The organism is Nonomuraea harbinensis, from assembly GCF_019396385.1.
Lineage (GTDB): Bacteria > Actinomycetota > Actinomycetes > Streptosporangiales > Streptosporangiaceae > Nonomuraea > Nonomuraea ferruginea.
Map to the genome: position 1 here is coordinate 126605 of NZ_JAHKRN010000009.1, position 15956 is coordinate 142560.

A 15956-nucleotide genomic window follows, 5' to 3' on the forward strand; every position below is an offset into this window, starting at 1 on the left:
GGCGCCACCCGGTCCAGTGGGAGCGTCAGCCCGCTGCCTTGACGCCCGCCTCGACGAACTTCGTCCAGGCCTCGTCGTAACCCACCGCGCCCTGGTCCATGCCCTCCAGCACCTTCTCCACCGAGGTCTTCACCTGGGCGTGCTTCTCACCCAGGAAGACCGGCTGCAGGTCCTTGACCGAGGCCGAGAAGATCTCGCCGGTCGGCACGTCGTTGAAGTACTCGTTCTTGAGGCCCGCGACCTCGGGGTCCTGCTGGGCGGGGATGGAGCTCGGGAAGGCGCCCGCCTCCTTGAAGGCCGCGATGTGGCCGTCCTTGCCCGTCAGGTAGTTGAGCACCTCGGCGGCTTCCTTCGGGTGCTTGGTCTGCTTGGGGACGGCCAGCCACGAGCCGCCCCAGTTGCCCGTGCCGCCCGGCACCGCCGCGACGTCCCAGTTGCCCTTGTTCTCCTCGCCGGCCGCGCCGGAGATCACGCCGAGCATCCACGACGGGCAGCCCATGGTGGCGAAGTCGCCGCCCTTGATGGCCTTGTTCCACGGCGGGGTGAACGCCTGGAGCTTGGCCGTCAGGCCCTGCTGGCTGAACTTCTGCACCCAGTCGAAGGAGGTCTTGACGGCCGGGTTCGTCTCCAGGACGAGGTTGTTCTCCTTGTCGAAGTACGAGACGTTGCCGTTCTTCGGCGCCTCCTGCGACAGGATCACGTTGTAGATGGTGTTCGGGCCGTCCATCCACTTCGCGCCGGTGTCGGCGGCCGAGAACTTCTTGCCGGCCTCGAGGTAGGCGTCCCAGGTCGGCCAGAGCTTGGCGACCTCCTCACGGTCGGTCGGCAGCCCGGCCTTCTCGAACAGGTCCTTGCGGTAGCACATGGTCATGCCGCCGATGTCGGTGCCCAGCGCGAACAGCTTGCCCTCGGCGTTGACGCCCGTCTCCCACTTGGCCGCGGGGAAGTCGGCCTTGCGGTCCTGCAGGCCGTACTCGCCCAGGTCGGTGAAGAACTGCGGGCGGGCGGCCATCAGGCCCATCGCGCCCTCGTCGATGCCGACGATGTCACCGGCGCCACTGCCGGCCTGCAGGCGCTGGAGCAGCTGCGGCAGATAGACGTCTTCGAACCTGTCGGTCAGGTTCGAGTACTTGACCTGGATGTTCGGGTGCTCGGCGTTCCACTTCTTCACGGCCTCGTCGTAGCCGAAGTTCTCGCCGCCGCCGAAGGTGTGCACGTTGATGGTGACGGGCTCCGCCGGCGTGCTCGCATCGGCTGAGGGGGCCGGAGCCTCACCGCCACCACAGGCGGCGGTCATCGCGGCCAGGGCCGTGACCAGGACTCCGGTTACTGCAAAGCGCTTGTGGTTCGTCATACCGTACCCCTCTTGGGTGTGGATCTTGGGAGGTGCATCGCGACAGTCCCGCGATTGGAGTGTCTTTGGGAGCGCTCCCACAAAGAGTGCCCGTAGCGCGTCCAGGCGTCAACGTCCCGAAACTCAACCGTTACCTCTGGGGTATTTTGTGACCCTAGAAGTAGCCGTACAGGGATATATCGCCCAAAGCGCTACTTGGGAGCGCTCCCATCCCACGGGCACCGTTTCTCCCGCACACCGGCACAAAAGCGCACCAGAACCAGAGGCGTCTCACCGGCAGGCCGCGGCCCGCGCCTCCATGAGAACGCGTTCGCGCTCGTTGCGGGTCAGCGCGGCCGCGCGCTCGAACTCGGCGCGGGCCTCGCCGAGCCGGCCCAGTTTGAACAGCAGGTCGCCGCGTACGCCCGGCAGCAGGTGGTAGTCCCGCATGGCCGGCTCGCCGGCGATCTGGTCGACCAGCTCCAGGCCCACCTCGGGGCCGTACGCCATGGCCAGGGCCACCGCGCGGTTGAGCTCGACCACCGGCGAGCCCGACAGGGCCGCGAGCCGCGCGTACAGGTCGGCGATGCGGACCCAGTCGGTCTCCCCGGGCGTGAACGCGCGAGCGTGGCAGGCCGCGATGGCGGCCTGGAGCGTGTACGGGCCCATGGTGTCTGTCAGCTCCTCGGCCCGCTCCAGCGCGGCCAGGCCGCGGCGGATGAGCAGCCGGTCCCACCGGGCGCGGTTCTGCTCCAGCAGCAGGATCGGCTCGCCGGACGGGCCCAGCCTGGCGCCCGAGCGGGACGCCTGGATCTCCATGAGCGCCACCAGGCCGAACACCTCGGGCTCCTTCGGCATCAGCCCGGCCAGCACCCGGCCCAGGCGCAGCGCGTCCTCGCAGAGGCCGGGCCGCATCCAGTCGTCGCCGGCGGTGGCCGAGTAGCCCTCGTTGAAGATCAGGTAGATGACCTCCAGCACGGACGACAGCCGTCCGGCCAGCGCCTCGCCCGCGGGGACCTCGAACGGCACCTTCCGCGTGGCCAGGGTCCGCTTCGCGCGGACGATCCGCTGCGCCACCGTCGGCTCGGGCGTCAGGAACGCGCGCGCGATCTCGTCGGTGGACAGGCCGCCCAGCACCCGCAGCGTCAGCGCGACCCGGGCCTCGGTGGACAGCACCGGATGGCACGCGGTGAACACCAGCCGCAGCAGGTCGTCCTCGATCTCCTCGGGGCCGGGCGGCTCCTGCCCGGGGTCGTCCTCCAGGGCGCGGCCGATCTCGGCGAGCTTGCGCTCGTAGCGTTCCCTGCGGCGGATCAGGTCGACGCCCCGGCGCTTGGCCACGGTCATCAGCCAGGCGCCCGGATTGCGTGGCACGCCCTCGCGGGGCCACTGCTCCAGCGCCGCGACCAGCGCGTCCTGTGCCAGCTCCTCGGCCAGGCCGACGTCGCGCACCAGCCGGGCCAGCCCGGCGATCAGCCGCGCCGCCTCGATCCGCCACACGGCCTCGATGGCCCCATGCGTCTCCGAAGCTGTCACGGGCCCATCGTATGGTCACCCCGTCCGGGACATGCCCGGCGCTCACCTCAGCGCAGGAAGCGAGAAACCGCGGCGGACGGTCGTCCACGGCGGGCGTGCCGCCCTGGTTGAGGGCGGCACGCATGCGGGGCATGGGTGGCGCGTTTTCGGCAGGCGTCCGGGGGGCGCCCTGGGGCTGTCGTCAGGCGTTCGGGGGGTTGGTCTCCAGGGACTCGCGGAGGGCTTTGTCGCGCTCGGCGGTCTCCGGAGTGAGGGAGGTCTCCGGCATGTCGGCCGCGTCGAAGACCTCCCAGAGCTCCAGGCCGACGCCCTCGCCGCCCTCGGGGACGGGGACGCGCAGGGCCCATTCGACGGCCTCTTCGCGGGACTTGACCTGGATCAGGCAGAAGCCGGCGATGATCTCCTTGGTCTCCGCGAAGGGCCCGTCGATGACCTTGGGCTTGCCGGGGCCGTAGGCGATGCGGGCGGCGCGGGAGCTGGGGGCCAGCCCTTCCGCCGCCAGCAGGACTCCGGCCTTGGCCAGCGACTCGTTGTAGGCCATCATGTCGTCGACGAGCTGCCGGCTTGGCATGACGCCCGCCTCGGTCTCGGCGCCGCCCTTTCCGATGATCATGAACTTCACGGTGCTTCTCCTTCGAATCCCGGTCTCGCCGACGCGTCGAACGAGCGGCGCCCGCATCGACACCTCAGGGATTCTTCCGGACAATCAGGCGGCGTACTCGGGGTAGCCGTAGCCGACGACCTGAGACTTGGGACGGATGCGCTCCTCGACGAGCCCGTTGCCGGTGTTGCCCTCGATCGTGGAGATCGTCCCGTCGCGGTTGTCCTTGACCACGAAGCCGACGTGCTGGATGGAGCCGAGGCTCTTGCTGCCGTTCCAGGCGAAGAAGACCACGGCGCCCGGCTTGGCCAGGGTGCCCCAGCGGCCGTTGTTCTGGAACCACCGCGCGTGCGTCACCGTGTAGGCGTCCCAGCCCACCTGCGCGCGGGCGCCGGTCTGCTCGCCGACCCAGGAGACGAACATCGCGCACCAGGGGGCGTTCAGGTAGGCGGCGGGGTGGCCGCCGTCACGGGCGATGGTCTCCTGGGCGCGCTGCGAGTTCGCGTACCACTCCTGGAACTTCGTGCCGCCGCCCCGCGCGTTCTCCCTGATGCCGATCTGCTCCCTGGCCAGGGCGAGCACCTGGGCTGCGGTGACGTCGATCCTGTCCTTCTCTGCGGGCTTCGCCTCCTGGGAGGCGGTCTGGCCGGTCTCCGCCTGGGCCGTCAGCGAGAGATCGTCTCCGTTGACCGGGTCGGCGTGGGCGGGGAGGGCGGAGCCCATGAAGCAGGCGACGAAGGTGGCGCCGAGGGCGGCGCGGACGTAATGCGGTTTGGTGACACGGGGGAGGCGATGCATGACCATCGAGGGGATGTACTCCTTGCTTCCATGCCGCTTACCGGGTTAGCTGACGGGTTCGGGCGTGGAAGCTGCCCTACGGCGCGCGAGGCGCCGATTCACCCCGGAAGAAGTGGGTCCCCGGTTCCGCGCAAGGCGGATTCAGCGGTCGCAGGACGATCCTGCGATACGACGGTGTTCTCGGACACGACCGGACAAACCGGACGTCTACCGTGAATGCGGAGTAAAGTAACGCATCTGGCAAGAAACTGGCAAGTCTTCAAAGCCGCGGCTAGCGGATCTGCGCCCGCGCCTCCGCCAGAACCCGCATGATGGCAAGGCTCTCGTCAAGCGGCATGATCGCGCTCTCGGTACGACCCCGCGCCAGGCAGTCGCGGACCTCGCGCAGCTCGCCCGCGTACCCGTTGTCCGCCGGATCGTCGAGCACGTGCTCCTCCGGCTCCATCCCCGGCCCGCTGAGCACGACCCGCCGCGGAGCCCAGAACGGGGCGTCGATGTCGGCCCGCATCCCGGTGCCGACGACGGTGGCGTCGTTGGAGTAGGCGCCGAGCAGCGAGCACTCCACCAGCGCCCGCCTGCCGCCCGGATAGCTCATCAGCCCGCCCGCCTCGGCGTCGACGCCGCCCGGGGACAGCGACCCGGTGAGGTGCGTGCTCTCCGGCAGCCCCAGGAACAACTGGGCCAGCCCCATGGGGTAGATGCCCAGGTCGAGCAGGGCGCCGCCGCCCAGCTCCGGCGCCCAGAGCCGGTGCGCGGGATCGTACGGGTGCGCGAAGCCGAACGAGGCGCGCACCGAGCGGATCTCGCCGAAACGCCCGTCGCCGGCGAGCATGCGGATCAGGGGGTTGAACCGCATCCACATCGCTTCCATGAGGAAGACCCCGGCCTCGCGGGCCAGCCGGACCATCCGCTCGGCGTCGGCCGTGGTGGCGGCGAGCGGCTTCTCGCACAGCACGGCCTTGCCCGCCGCGATGGCCGCCTCGGCCACCTCCAGGTGCTGGGCGTGCGGGGTGGCGACGTAGACGGCGTCCACGGCCGGATCGGCGCACAGCTCGGCGTAGGAGCCGTGGGCGGACTCGGCGCCCAGCGTCGCGGCCAGCGCCTTGGCCCGGCCCAGGTCGCGGGAGCCGACCGCGGCCACCCTCATCCCCGGCTCGGCGGCGATGACGGCGCCCACTGTCCTGGCGATGCCGCCGGTCGCCGCGATGCCCCACGATAAGTCACGCACGCGGAAGATCGTACAGATTCATCCGCGAAAGCGATATGTGAAGCTCATTCACCCGCTGGTCTCGGGGTCGAGCCCGAGGCGGCGGCCGGCGTTCATCGCCCCGATCGCGGCCATGTCCTCGCGGTCCAGGATGAAGTCGAACACGTCGATGTTCTCCTTGATCCGCGACGGGGTGACCGACTTCGGGATCACCACGTTGCCGATCTGGATGTGCCAGCGCAGCACGATCTGCGCGGGCGTGCGGTTGTGCTTGTCCGACAGCACCGCCAGCGCCGGGTCCTCCAGCAGGCCCCGGCCGGAGCCGAGCGGGCTCCACGCCTCGGTGAGGATCCCGTTCTTGTCGTGGAACTCGCGCATCTCGTGCTGCTGGAAGTACGGGTGCAGCTCGATCTGGTTGATGCTGGGGACGATGTCGGTCTCGTCCATGAGCCGGGTGAGCGTGCCGACCGTGAAGTTGGACACGCCGATGGCCCTGGCCCGGCCGTCCCGGTAGATCTTCTCCAGGCCGCGCCAGGCCTGGACGTACTTGTTCTGCTTCGGCGCCGGCCAGTGGATCAGGTAGAGGTCGACGTGGTCGAGGCCGAGCCTGGCCAGGCTCTCGTCGAAGGCCCGCTCCACCCGGTCGTGGTCGGAGTTCCACAGCTTGGTGGTGACGAAGAGCTTCTCGCGCGGGATGCCGGAGGCGCGCACGGCCCGGCCGACGCCCTCCTCGTTGCGGTAGAGCGTGGCCGTGTCGATGTGGCGGTAGCCGGCCTCGAGCGCGGTCAGCACGGTCCGCTCCGCCTCGTCGTCGGTCACCTTCCAGACGCCGAGGCCGAGTTGCGGGATCTCGACACCGTCTCTGTAAAGCCGTAGCGAGTTCATACTTCCCATTGTTCACGTCTCGTTCCGCACGGCTTAAGCCGCCCGGGCTAGCTTGAAGCGGTCGTGAACGGGCCATCACCTGGCTGGGAGAGCAAACGTGGTCAAACAGGCGTCGGCCTGGGTGGAATCCCCGCTCCAGATGCTGTGCGCCGTCGAGGCCCATCACGCGGGGCTGCTCGGCCCGGCCACCACCGTGGTGCCGCGGGCGCGGCTGCGTGCGCTCAAGGCGACCGGGCGCGAGCTGCGCGGCCTCGACCTGCCCGCCGGGTTGGAGCTGGCCGAGCCGAGCGAGCGCATGCCGCGCCGGCCGGCCGCCGTCGGCGACGCCTTCTCCGGCCGGGTGCAGCTGCGCTGGCTGGCCGCCTTCCCCGGCAGGGTCGTCGTGGTGGACGACGGCATGGCCACGATCCGGCTGCTGGAACTGCTCGCCGCGAAACCGTACCGGCCGCTGCTGCGGGCCCGCGCCCAGCCGGGCGCGCTGCGCGCGGCGCTCGGGCTGGCCGCCGCGATCAGGCTGCGCGCGGGCGGGGTCACGGTCTTCACCGCGCTGCCCGTCCCGCCACACCTGGCGGAGGCGGTCCGCCGGGCGGGCGTCGACCTGGTGCGGCACGAGTTCGTGTGGCTGCGCGGCCAGCCGCCCAGCGAGCCGGGGCCCGCCGAGCGGACGGTCGTGCTCGGCACCTCGCTGGTGCGCAACGGGCTGGTGCACCGCGAGCGCTACCTGCGCTGGCTGACCGACCTGGCGGCCGAGGAGCCGCTCGCGTACTACCCGCACCGGCGGGAGGACCCGGTCGACGTCGCGGTCATCCGCGAGCGGCCCGGCATCACCGTGCACGACGGCGGCGCGCCCGCCGAGCTGACGCTGCGCGGCCTCGACCCGGGCCAGCGGGTGGTCAGCCTGCCGTCGACCGCGATCTCCTCGCTGCGGGTGCTGCTCGGCCCGCGCGGAGTGGCGGTGGAGCCGGTGGACGTGCCCGACGACTGGTGGACGAGCAGGGCGGCCCCCGCGCTGCGCTCGCATCTGACAGGAGTGACAGGAGTGACCGGTTGAGAGTGCTGGCGGTGGCCGACTCCGACTCGTACCTGAAGTGGGCGGCCTGCCTGCTCCAGGACCTGCCGGACGGCTGTGACACCGAACTGGTGGTGGTGCGCACCCCGATCGCGCCGTCGGCCGAGCAGATCGCCGCCGCCGTGGGGGACCGGCCCGCGCCGCCGGTGCTGAGCGCCCGCGTGCTGCGCCGCCTGGCGGAACGGTCCAGGCCCGACGTGATCCTGGTGTCCTGCACGGGTCCGGTCGTGGACGTGCTGGTGTCCGGCGTGCTGGACGGGCTGCGCCCGCGGCCGGTGTTCGCCACCGGGCTGCCCGGCATCTCGGTGCCCGCGACGGAGAAGGCGTGGCTGTTCCGCAGCGGCTGCGACCTGTTCGTGGTGCACAGCGAGCGCGAGGTTGCCGAGTTCGCGGCCATCGCGGCCCGGCTCGGCGGGGGAGGGGCGGTCGGCCTGGCCAGGCTGCCGTTCCTGCGGCCCCGGCAGGAGCGGTCCGGCGGCGACCGGGTGGTCTTCGCCACCCAGGCCAAGGTGCCGAAGGCGCGCGAGGACCGCGAGCGGATCCTGCTCGCGCTGGCCGAGCTGGCCGTCCGCGAGCCCGGCCTGGACGTCGTGGTCAAGCTGCGCGCGCTCGAAGGCGAGCGGCAGACCCACCGCGAGCGCCACCACTACCAGAAGCTCTGGCGGGAGCTGGGCGAGCCGGGCCGGCTGCGGTTCGCCGCCGGGTCGATGCAGGACCAGCTCTCCCGGGCGGCCGGGTTCGTCACCGTCAGCTCCACGGCGGCGCTGGAGGCCATCGCCATGGGCGTGCCGTCGCTGGTGCTGAGCGACTTCGGGGTGAACGCGGAGATGATCAACCTGGTGTTCGAGGACAGCGGCCTGCTCGGCACGCTCGACGACCTGGCCGAGGGCGGCTTCCGGCAGGCGGACCCGCAGTGGTGCGCGGCCAACTACTTCCACCCGGACGAGCGGGGCGACTGGACCGGGCTGCTGACCGGGCTGGTGCTCTCCCGGTCCCGGGTGCCGGCCGCGTCCCTGCTGGACGGCCCCGAGCACGCCGCCGCCCGCCGCCGCGCCCGGCTGCGGGTCGAGGTGCCGCCGAACATGCTGCGCGCCGGCTACCGCGCCAAGCGACGCGTCCGCCGCTACCTCAAAGTCCTGACCTGACGCGGACGGCGCGGAGGTCGCCGCAGGTGGAGCGGGGTCAGCGGGTGGTTCGGAGTTTTCTGCGCAGGCGGTCCAGCGGGCCCGGCGGGGGCTGCTCGGGCTTGCCGGGCTTTTCGGGCTTGTCGAGGAGGCCCAGGGCCTCCAGGCGCCTGCGCTTGAAGTAGCGGGCGTCGAAGGAGAAGCCGTCGGGCCGCAGGTCCGGGTACGCCTCGGCCTGCATGCAGTAGCCCACCGCGCGGACCAGCTCCGGCAGGTCGGCCGCGGGCGGCTCGTCGACGAAGCCGTCCTCCGACAGCCGGGGGAGCAGCGCGTCCACGATCGTGGCCGGGATCCGGTTGCTGTTCTCGTACGGGGTCAGCCGCTCCAGCACCAGGCCGGTGCCGTGGGAGACGGCGCGCAGCCCGTAGTGGCGGCGCGCCGTCACCAGGGCGGTGGAGAAGCAGCCCACCACCAGCTCCGGCCGGAGCGTGGCGAAGCAGACCTCGGCGGGCACGCTCTCCCCGGCCACCGTCACCTGGACGCCGAGCGGCCCGGCGGCGGCGCGCAGCAGCCGGGCGTGCTCACGCCCCGCCGAGGGATGCGGCTTGAACAGCACGCCCGTGTAGCCGCGGGCGGCCAGGCCGCGCAGCATCGCCTCGTGCAGCCCGGCCTCCTCCTCGGGGGTGACGACGCCGAGCGCCGACAGGTACTGCCCGAGGATCATCGCCTGGCCGCCCGCCATGGCCGGCGCGGTCGTGGCAACCTCGCGGACGACCGACAGGAACGGCTCCTCCGGCAGCCTCACGGCCGGCACCCCGTACTCGCTCAGCAGCAGCGGCGCCAGCCCAGGCACCAGGTCGAGGTGGAGCAGGCGGGTGACGCGGTGGAAGATCTCGGCGGGCAGCGGGTCACGGGTCGGTCCGTAGCTCATCAGCCCGTCGGAGTAGACGGTGATCGGGCAGTCGCGGACCAGCCCGGCGATCGTGCGGGCGGGCGCGACCGCGATCGACTCGACCACCAGCTCGTCGACCACGTCCAGCCGCAGGTGGGAGCGGACCAGCCGCTCCAGCATCGGCGCCTCGACGATCCTGGGCCGCCACTCCGCCGGATGCAGCGGGGCGATCAGCTCGTTCCACGAGCGCACCTCGTCGAACCGGGAGGCGAGTGCGGCGAAGCCCGGCGTCGCGTCCAGCGGCGTGGAGACCTCGGGGACCGGCGTGTTCGAGGACACCAGCAGCACTCTGCGGCCGTCCCCGAACAGGCCGGCGTCGATGCCCGCCGCCAGCGACATCGCGCCGAACAGCGTCGAGGCGTAGAAGACCGTCGTCGGGTGGCTCGTCATGAATCCTCCCCATCGGGGCGCGGCCCGCGGGCCGGGACGGGCAGGCCGGGCAGCAGCTCGCGCAGCACGGCCGAACGCTCGGCCGGCATCGCCGCCGCGGCCTCCGCCACCAGCTCGCGCGGCAGCGCCTGCGCCATCCGCGCGCCGCGCTCGGTGAACCGGGCCCGCAGCTCCGGCGGGAACCGGCCGGCGAGCTCCAGGTGGTGGGCGAGCAGGCCGCAGAAGTTGCGCACCGCCTTCGGCAGGTACTTCTCCTCCAGGTCCGCGAAGACCAGCTCGAACGCGTCGAAGAAGTGCAGCTGCCGCTCGTCGCCCACCTGGGTGAGCGAGCCGGCCACCTGCCGCCGGTAGAACACGCCCGCCATCGACACCGCGGCGAACGTCACCGCCTCCCGGTGCAGCCGCCAGATCCACGGCCGGTCCTCGGCGGTGTGCAGCCCGGAGGGGAAGCGCAGCAGGTCACCCAGCGACCGCCGGTAGACGCCCGCCCAGGCGTACGGGTAGTCCACCATCGTGCGCGCGCCCGCCGGCAGGATCGCCCCGCGCGGGTCGAGCACCGCGCCCCGCCGCGCCGCGGGAGCCCGGTGCACGACCCGCTTGCGGCCCTCGACCTGGACGTGGTCGGCGCGTACGAAGTCGCAGCCGAGCCCGTCGATGACCGCGACCAGCCGCGCCAGGTAGCCGGGAGCCAGCCAGTCGTCGCCGTCCAGGAACGTGACGTACCGGCCGGAGACGGCCGAAAGCCCGGCGTTGCGCGCGTCCGCCAGCCCGAGCGGCTCGGGGTTGCGGATCACGGCGAGTCCGGGCAGGTCGGCGCGGAAGTCCTCGACGACGGCGGCGGTGCCGTCCACCGACCCGTCGTCGACCACGACGAACTCGAAGCCGGGCCGGAAGTTGCGGGCCAGCGAGGCGAGCGCGTCGGAGATGAAGCGCTCGCCGTCGCGGACCGGCACGATGACCGAGAGGGTGATCACCGAGGTCAGACGGTGATCCGGCGCAGCCGCGCCTTCGGGGCCTCCTCGCCGGGGAAGACCCGCTTGACGCCGTCGCCCATGGCCTGCTCGATGATCCGGATGTCGCGCACCAGGTGCTCCAGGCCCGACGGCTCCAGCGAGGCGGCGTGGTCGGAGCCCCACATGGTGCGGTCGAGGGTGATGTGCCGCTCCACGCAGACCGCGCCGAGCGTCACCGCGGCCAGCGAGATCTGCAGGCCCCGCTCATGCCCCGAGTAGCCGACCGGCACCCCGTACCGCTCCTTGAGGGTGGTGATCGTGCGCAGGTTGGCCTCCTCGGGAGGCAGCGGGTACGTGGACGTCGCGTGCATCATGATCAGCTTGTCGGTGCCGAGGATCTCCACGGCCTCGTCGATCTCCCGCAGCGTGGACATCCCGGTCGACAGGATGATCGGCTTGCCGGTGGCGGCCAGCGCGCGCAGCAGCTGGTGGTCGGCGACGCCGGCCGAGGCCACCTTGTGCGTCAGGACGTCCATGTCCTCCAGGAACTCCACCGACGGCACGTCCCACGGGGAGGCGAACCAGTGCAGGCCACGCTCGTCGCAGTACTCGGCGATCTGCCGGTACTCGTCGGCGCCGAACTCGGTGCGCTCCTTGTACTCCAGGTACGTCATCTCGCCCCACGGCGTCTGCCGGATCTGCCCTTTCTGCGCCTCGGGCACGCAGATGGCCGGGGTGCGCTTCTGGAACTTCACCGCCTGGCAGCCGGCGTCGGCCGCCACGTCGATGAGCCGGCGGGCGATGTCGAGGTCGCCGTTGTGGTTGATGCCGATCTCGCCGATCACGTACACCGGCTCGCCGTCGCCGACCGGCACGTCCCCGATGGACACCGGGCGGAACCTGAGCCGCGGCGGCGCGGCCGGAGCCGGCTCCTCCGGGACCGGCCGGGCCGCGACCACCCGGTCGCACAGCTCGCGCACCGCGCCGTCGCCGCCCGCCCTGGTCAGCACCACCCGGGCCGCGGCGCGCACCCGCGGGTGCGCGTCCGGCACCGCGACCGGCCAGCCCACCTCGGCCATCGGGCCCAGGTCGTTGACGTCGTTGCCGACGTACGCCACGCGGGCCGGGTCGAGGTTCTCGATGGCGAGCCAGTCGCGCAGCACCGTCCGCTTGTCGGCCAGGCCCTGCAGCACCGGCACGCCGAGCTTGCGCGCCCTGGCCGCCACCACCGGGTTGTGCTCGGTCGACATGACCAGCACCTTCACCCCGGCGCGGCGCAGCAGCGACACGCCCATCCCGTCCGAGCGGCTGACCAGCACCATCTCGCGGCCCTCGGAGTCGACGTAGGCGCGGTCGTCGGTGTGCACGCCGTCGAAGTCGGTGATGACCGCGTCCACGTCGATCGGCTCGGGCGCGTCCACGAACGGGGCCAGCGCCCGCACGATCTCCAGGTCCTCGGGCGTGTCCACCTCGACCGCGTGCCGGGCCGGCACCGCCTGCACGGCCACGTCGCCGAAGAAGCGGTGACCGCGCTCGCGGAACCCCGCCGCGCGCATCACGTAGAAGGCGCCGGTCTCGCGGAACTGCGGCTCCATGTCCTGCCTGCGCGGCCGGGACGCCGGGTCGTGGTTGACGCCCGCGCCGGCCGGGGTCCACAGGAACTCGTGCGTCGGCGTACCGGAGAAGACCGCGTCGGCCTCGCCGTCGAGCACCCGGCGCACGGCCGCCGACAGGTCGGCGGGATCGATGAACGCGCTCGTGCACTGCACGAGCACGACGACCTCGGGGTCCTCGCCCAGGGCGTCGAGGGCGTGCAGCACGGCCGACTCGCTGGAGGCCGTGGCGCCGCTCAGCTCGGCCGGCCGCTCCACCACCCGCGCGCCCGCCCGCTCGGCGGCCTCGGCGATGCCCGGATGATCGGTGCTCACCACCACCTCGTCCACCAGCTCGGCCTGCAGGCACGCGCGGACCGCGCGGGCCACGAGCGGGGTGCCCCCGACGGGGGCGAGGTTCTTCAGTGGTACGCCCGCCGAACCTCCACGGGCGGGAACTACGGCCAGGACTCGCAACGTATCTCCTCTATCCTCCGGGTTGCATCCAGAAGCTAGAGGCGCTGGTTGAACTGGCAGCGTCCCCGTTCTTAACTTTCCGGGGGCATCGGGTTGCGTCACCCGGGCCAGGTGGCCGGCAGGCGCAGCACGAACCTGGCGCCGTGCGGGCTGTCCTCCACCCGGATCTGCCCGCCGTGCGCGAGCGCCACGTCGCGGGCGATCGCCAGGCCCAGCCCGGTGCCGCCCGCGTCCCGGCTGCGGGCGGCGTCCAGCCGGGTGAACCGCTCGAAGATGCGCTTGCGGTCGCCGACGGCGATCGGCGCGCCGTCGTTCTCCACGCAGAGCACGGCCTGGCCGTCCTGCCGCCGCACCTCGACGGACACCTGCTTCTCGGCGTGCCGCTGGGCGTTGTCCAGCAGGTTCGTCAGCACCCTGGCCAGCTGGAGCCGGACGCCGTGCACGGTGACGCCCTCGGCGAGCTCGGTCCTCACCGGGACCCTGTCCGTGCGCCTGGCGAGCTCCTGGCGGACCAGCTCGGCCAGGTCCACCTGCTCCCTGGCGGCGGCGTCCTCGCCGGAGCCGATCCTGGCCAGCAGCAGCAGGTCGGTGATGATGGCCTCCAGCCGGGCGGTGTCGCGCAGCGCGGACTTCACCAGCGTCCGCACGTCGGCCTCGTCCGGGTAGAGCTGGGCGCTCTCCAGCTGGGCGCGCAGCCCGGCGATCGGGGTGCGCAGCTCGTGCGAGGCGTCGGCGGCGAACTGGCGCTGCTGCAGCCCGGCGCGTTCCAGGCGGGCCAGGGTGCCGTTGACGGAGCGGGCGAGCTGCGCCACCTCGTCGTCACCCGGCGGCTCCGTCACCCGGCGGCTCAGGTCGCGGGCGGTGATGTGGTCCAGCTCCCGCCGCATCCGCGCCACCGGGCGCAGGGCCGAGCCGGTGACCACCCAGGTCGCCCAGGCGGTGAGCGCGAGGATCGCGGCGAGCTGGACGGCCGCGCTGATCTCCATGCTCCGGGTGGAGAGCAGGGGCGGGGTGCGCCGCGCCGCGTAGACGATCGGCGCCTCGGCGGTCAGGCCGGCCCGCATCACGGTGATATGCATACACATGGCGGGCAGGCAAGCGGTGACGTCGACGTCCCGGCCGCCCGGCCGCGGCCGCACGCCGCTCAGCATCGGCAGTTTCCTGGCCGCGTCGCTCGCCGCGAGGATCCGGCCGTCGTGCGCGACCAGCTGGATCAGGTCGACGTCGCTGTCGAGCACCGGCAGCCCGTGGCCGGCGCCCAGCTCGCCGCCGCGCACCCGGGCGGCGATGCGGGCGGCGGTGTCTCCCGTGGAGTCCCAGGTCGCCTGTGCGATCAGATGGCGGGTGATGAGGACGCCCGCGATCGCCACGGGGGTGAGCACGAGCGCGGCGACGACCGTGGCGATGATGGTGACGCGTCCCCGCAGGGATCGGGCCCACAGGCGCACCTCACCGACGCTACCGACCGTAGTCTTCGCGGACTGCCGCGCCGAGGGAAAGAAAGGTCAAATGCTCCCGATCCTCATCAAAGGCGGGCCCGCACCGGCCGGCGCGGGAGAATCGGGTGGGACCCCGCCGGCTTCCGCCGGGTGGGTATGCAAGCTTGCCGAAACTTGCACACCGGCCGGACGCTGGAGGTTGAGCCTCCCCGGAATGCCTGTGGATGAGGATCGGGTAACGCCCTCTTGCAAAATCTTCCAAAAATTGCAAAATCCAGCTAACGTCCCGGAAACAAGAGCCGCGAAAGCGGTCGATCACTGATCTTTCGGGAGGTCTCATGAGCAAGCGAGCCCTGGGCGTGGCCGCTCTCGCGACGCTGGCCTTAACCGCCTGTGGCGGCTCCGACCCCGCTGCCCCCTCCGCGGCGCCGAGCGAGTCCGCCTCGGCCGCCCCCGCGTCGGGCAACCTCGTCATCTGGGCCGACCCTAACCGGGTCAAGGCCCTCACCCCCTTCGCCGATCAGTTCGGCACCGAGAACGGCGTGACCGTCGAGGTGAAGGAGATCAGCAAGGACAACCAGCAGACCTTCCTGACCGCCTCCCAGCAGGGCAGCGGCCCCGACGTCATGGTCGGCGCGCACGACTGGATCGGCAACCTGGTGCAGAACGGCGCCATCGAGCCGGTCAACCTGACCGAGGAGCAGAAGGCGGCGTTCTCCGACATCGCGATCAAGGCGGTCACCTTCGACGGCCAGATCTACGGCGCCCCGTACGCCGTCGAGAACATCGCCCTGATCCGCAACACCGACCTGGCCCCCGACGCGCCCGCCACGATCGAGGACATGGTGGCGACCGGCAAGAAGCTCAAGGACGACGGCAAGGTCCAGGAGATCCTCTGCCTGCCCGTGGCCCAGAAGGGCGACGCCTTCCACGTCTACCCGCTGTTCGCCGCCGGCGGCGGCAAGCTGTTCGGCTCCACCCCGGCCGGCGACCCCGACCCCAAGCAGGTGCTGGTCGGCTCCGAGGGCTCGGTCAAGGCCTTCGGGAAGCTGCGCGAGCTGGGGGAGAAGGGCGACGGCGCGCTCAAGACGTCGATCACCAACGAGAACTACATCCCCAGCTTCGCCGGGAAGAAGTGCGCCTTCCTCATCTCCGGCCCGTGGGCCATGACCGACGTCAAGAAGGGCGGCTTCGGCTACGACATCACGCCCGTCCCGTCGTTCGAGGGCGGCGAGCCCGCCACCCCGTTCGTCGGCGTCCAGTCGTTCTTCGTCGCGGCCAAGGGCCAGAACAAGACGCTCGCCCAGGAGTTCGTCACCAACTACGTGACCAACAAGGACGTCGCCAAGGCGCTGTACGACGCCGACCCCCGGCCCCCGGCGCTGACCGCCGCCCTGGAGGAGGTCAAGGCGGCCGACGCCGACGCCGGCAAGTTCATGGACGCGGGCAAGGACGGCATGCCGATGCCCGCCATCCCGGAGATGCAGGCCGTGTGGGAGCCGTTCGGCATCGCCGAGGCGGGCGTGGTCAAGGGCGGCGACCCGGCCAAGGCGGCCGCCGCCGCGCAGAAGACCATCGACGGCTCGCTCAAGAACTGACG

General features: G+C 71.9%; 13 protein-coding genes and 1 riboswitch. Of the genes, 3 read left to right on the forward strand and 10 right to left on the reverse strand.

The features are described from left to right. Positions 1 to 25: 25 nt before the first annotated feature. From KME79_RS12370 to KME79_RS12395, 6 genes are all read right to left on the reverse strand, one after another. Entirely contained in the window at positions 26 to 1354 is a 1329-nt protein-coding gene (locus tag KME79_RS12370) for an ABC transporter substrate-binding protein (protein WP_219544545.1), read from the reverse strand. 270 nt (positions 1355 to 1624) lie between these two features. Continuing rightward, positions 1625 to 2869 (reverse strand): RNA polymerase sigma factor, encoded by a 1245-nt coding sequence (locus KME79_RS12375; RefSeq protein ID WP_219544546.1) that lies wholly within the window; start codon positions 2867 to 2869, stop codon positions 1625 to 1627. 181 nt (positions 2870 to 3050) lie between these two features. Then, on the reverse strand, positions 3051 to 3482 hold the full coding sequence (locus KME79_RS12380) for a YciI family protein (RefSeq protein ID WP_246639750.1): 432 nt from the start codon (positions 3480 to 3482) through the stop codon (positions 3051 to 3053). 93 nt (positions 3483 to 3575) lie between these two features. Next, entirely contained in the window at positions 3576 to 4274 is a 699-nt protein-coding gene (locus KME79_RS12385) for a CHAP domain-containing protein (RefSeq protein WP_246639714.1), read from the reverse strand. A 13-nt stretch (positions 4275 to 4287) separates the two neighbouring features. Then, a riboswitch (cyclic di-AMP (ydaO/yuaA leader) is annotated at positions 4288 to 4425 on the reverse strand. Positions 4426 to 4539: 114 nt separating this feature from the next. Further along, on the reverse strand, positions 4540 to 5496 hold the full coding sequence (locus KME79_RS46910) for a Gfo/Idh/MocA family protein (RefSeq protein WP_219544548.1): 957 nt from the start codon (positions 5494 to 5496) through the stop codon (positions 4540 to 4542). Between the two features lie 48 nt (positions 5497 to 5544). Continuing rightward, a complete protein-coding gene (locus KME79_RS12395) occupies positions 5545 to 6360 on the reverse strand; it encodes an aldo/keto reductase (RefSeq protein ID WP_219544549.1) in 816 nt (271 codons plus the stop codon). A gap of 97 nt (positions 6361 to 6457) precedes the next feature. Here KME79_RS12395 and KME79_RS12400 point away from each other — a divergent pair, with 97 nt between their 5' ends. Together KME79_RS12400 and KME79_RS12405 are read left to right on the forward strand one after the other, a co-directional pair. Then, positions 6458 to 7411, forward strand: a complete 954-nt coding sequence (locus KME79_RS12400) for a hypothetical protein (RefSeq protein ID WP_219544550.1) — start codon at positions 6458 to 6460, stop codon at positions 7409 to 7411. A gap of 2 nt (positions 7412 to 7413) precedes the next feature. Beyond that, positions 7414 to 8574, forward strand: coding sequence for a DUF6716 putative glycosyltransferase (locus KME79_RS12405; RefSeq protein ID WP_308248892.1), 1161 nt, complete (start codon positions 7414 to 7416; stop codon positions 8572 to 8574). Between the two features lie 37 nt (positions 8575 to 8611). On the opposite strand, the gene KME79_RS12410 is transcribed toward KME79_RS12405, so the two are convergent. From KME79_RS12410 to KME79_RS12425, 4 genes are all read right to left on the reverse strand, one after another. After that, the gene (locus KME79_RS12410) at positions 8612 to 9895 is read right to left on the reverse strand and encodes a polysialyltransferase family glycosyltransferase (RefSeq protein WP_219544552.1); all 1284 of its coding nucleotides are present in this window, start codon (positions 9893 to 9895) and stop codon (positions 8612 to 8614) included. Then, on the reverse strand, positions 9892 to 10869 hold the full coding sequence (locus KME79_RS46245) for a glycosyltransferase family 2 protein (RefSeq protein ID WP_219544553.1): 978 nt from the start codon (positions 10867 to 10869) through the stop codon (positions 9892 to 9894). The genes KME79_RS12410 and KME79_RS46245 overlap by 4 nt, the downstream gene beginning before the upstream one ends. Positions 10870 to 10874: 5 nt before the next feature. Next, positions 10875 to 12917, reverse strand: a complete 2043-nt coding sequence (locus KME79_RS12420) for an N-acetylneuraminate synthase family protein (protein ID WP_148032440.1) — start codon at positions 12915 to 12917, stop codon at positions 10875 to 10877. Between the two features lie 98 nt (positions 12918 to 13015). Beyond that, positions 13016 to 14365: a sensor histidine kinase gene (locus KME79_RS12425; RefSeq protein WP_219544554.1), complete on the reverse strand. Its 1350-nt coding sequence runs from the start codon at positions 14363 to 14365 to the stop codon at positions 13016 to 13018. 329 nt (positions 14366 to 14694) lie between these two features. On the opposite strand from KME79_RS12425, the gene KME79_RS12430 reads away from it, so the two are divergent. Continuing rightward, on the forward strand, positions 14695 to 15954 hold the full coding sequence (locus tag KME79_RS12430) for a sugar ABC transporter substrate-binding protein (RefSeq protein WP_219544555.1): 1260 nt from the start codon (positions 14695 to 14697) through the stop codon (positions 15952 to 15954). Positions 15955 to 15956 lie beyond the last annotated feature (2 nt).

Bases quoted from the DNA above. Each gene is read 5' to 3' on its own strand.
- KME79_RS12370 (WP_219544545.1), bottom strand. From the start codon at position 1,354: ATGACGAACCACAAGCGCTTTGCAGTAACCGGAGTCCTGGTCACGGCC.
- KME79_RS12380 (WP_246639750.1), bottom strand. From the start codon at position 3,482: ATGATCATCGGAAAGGGCGGCGCCGAGACCGAGGCGGGCGTCATGCCA.
- KME79_RS12385 (WP_246639714.1), bottom strand. From the start codon at position 4,274: ATGGTCATGCATCGCCTCCCCCGTGTCACCAAACCGCATTACGTCCGC.
- KME79_RS12395 (WP_219544549.1), bottom strand. From the start codon at position 6,360: ATGAACTCGCTACGGCTTTACAGAGACGGTGTCGAGATCCCGCAACTC.
- KME79_RS12410 (WP_219544552.1), bottom strand. From the start codon at position 9,895: ATGACGAGCCACCCGACGACGGTCTTCTACGCCTCGACGCTGTTCGGC.
- KME79_RS12430 (WP_219544555.1), top strand. From the start codon at position 14,695: ATGAGCAAGCGAGCCCTGGGCGTGGCCGCTCTCGCGACGCTGGCCTTA.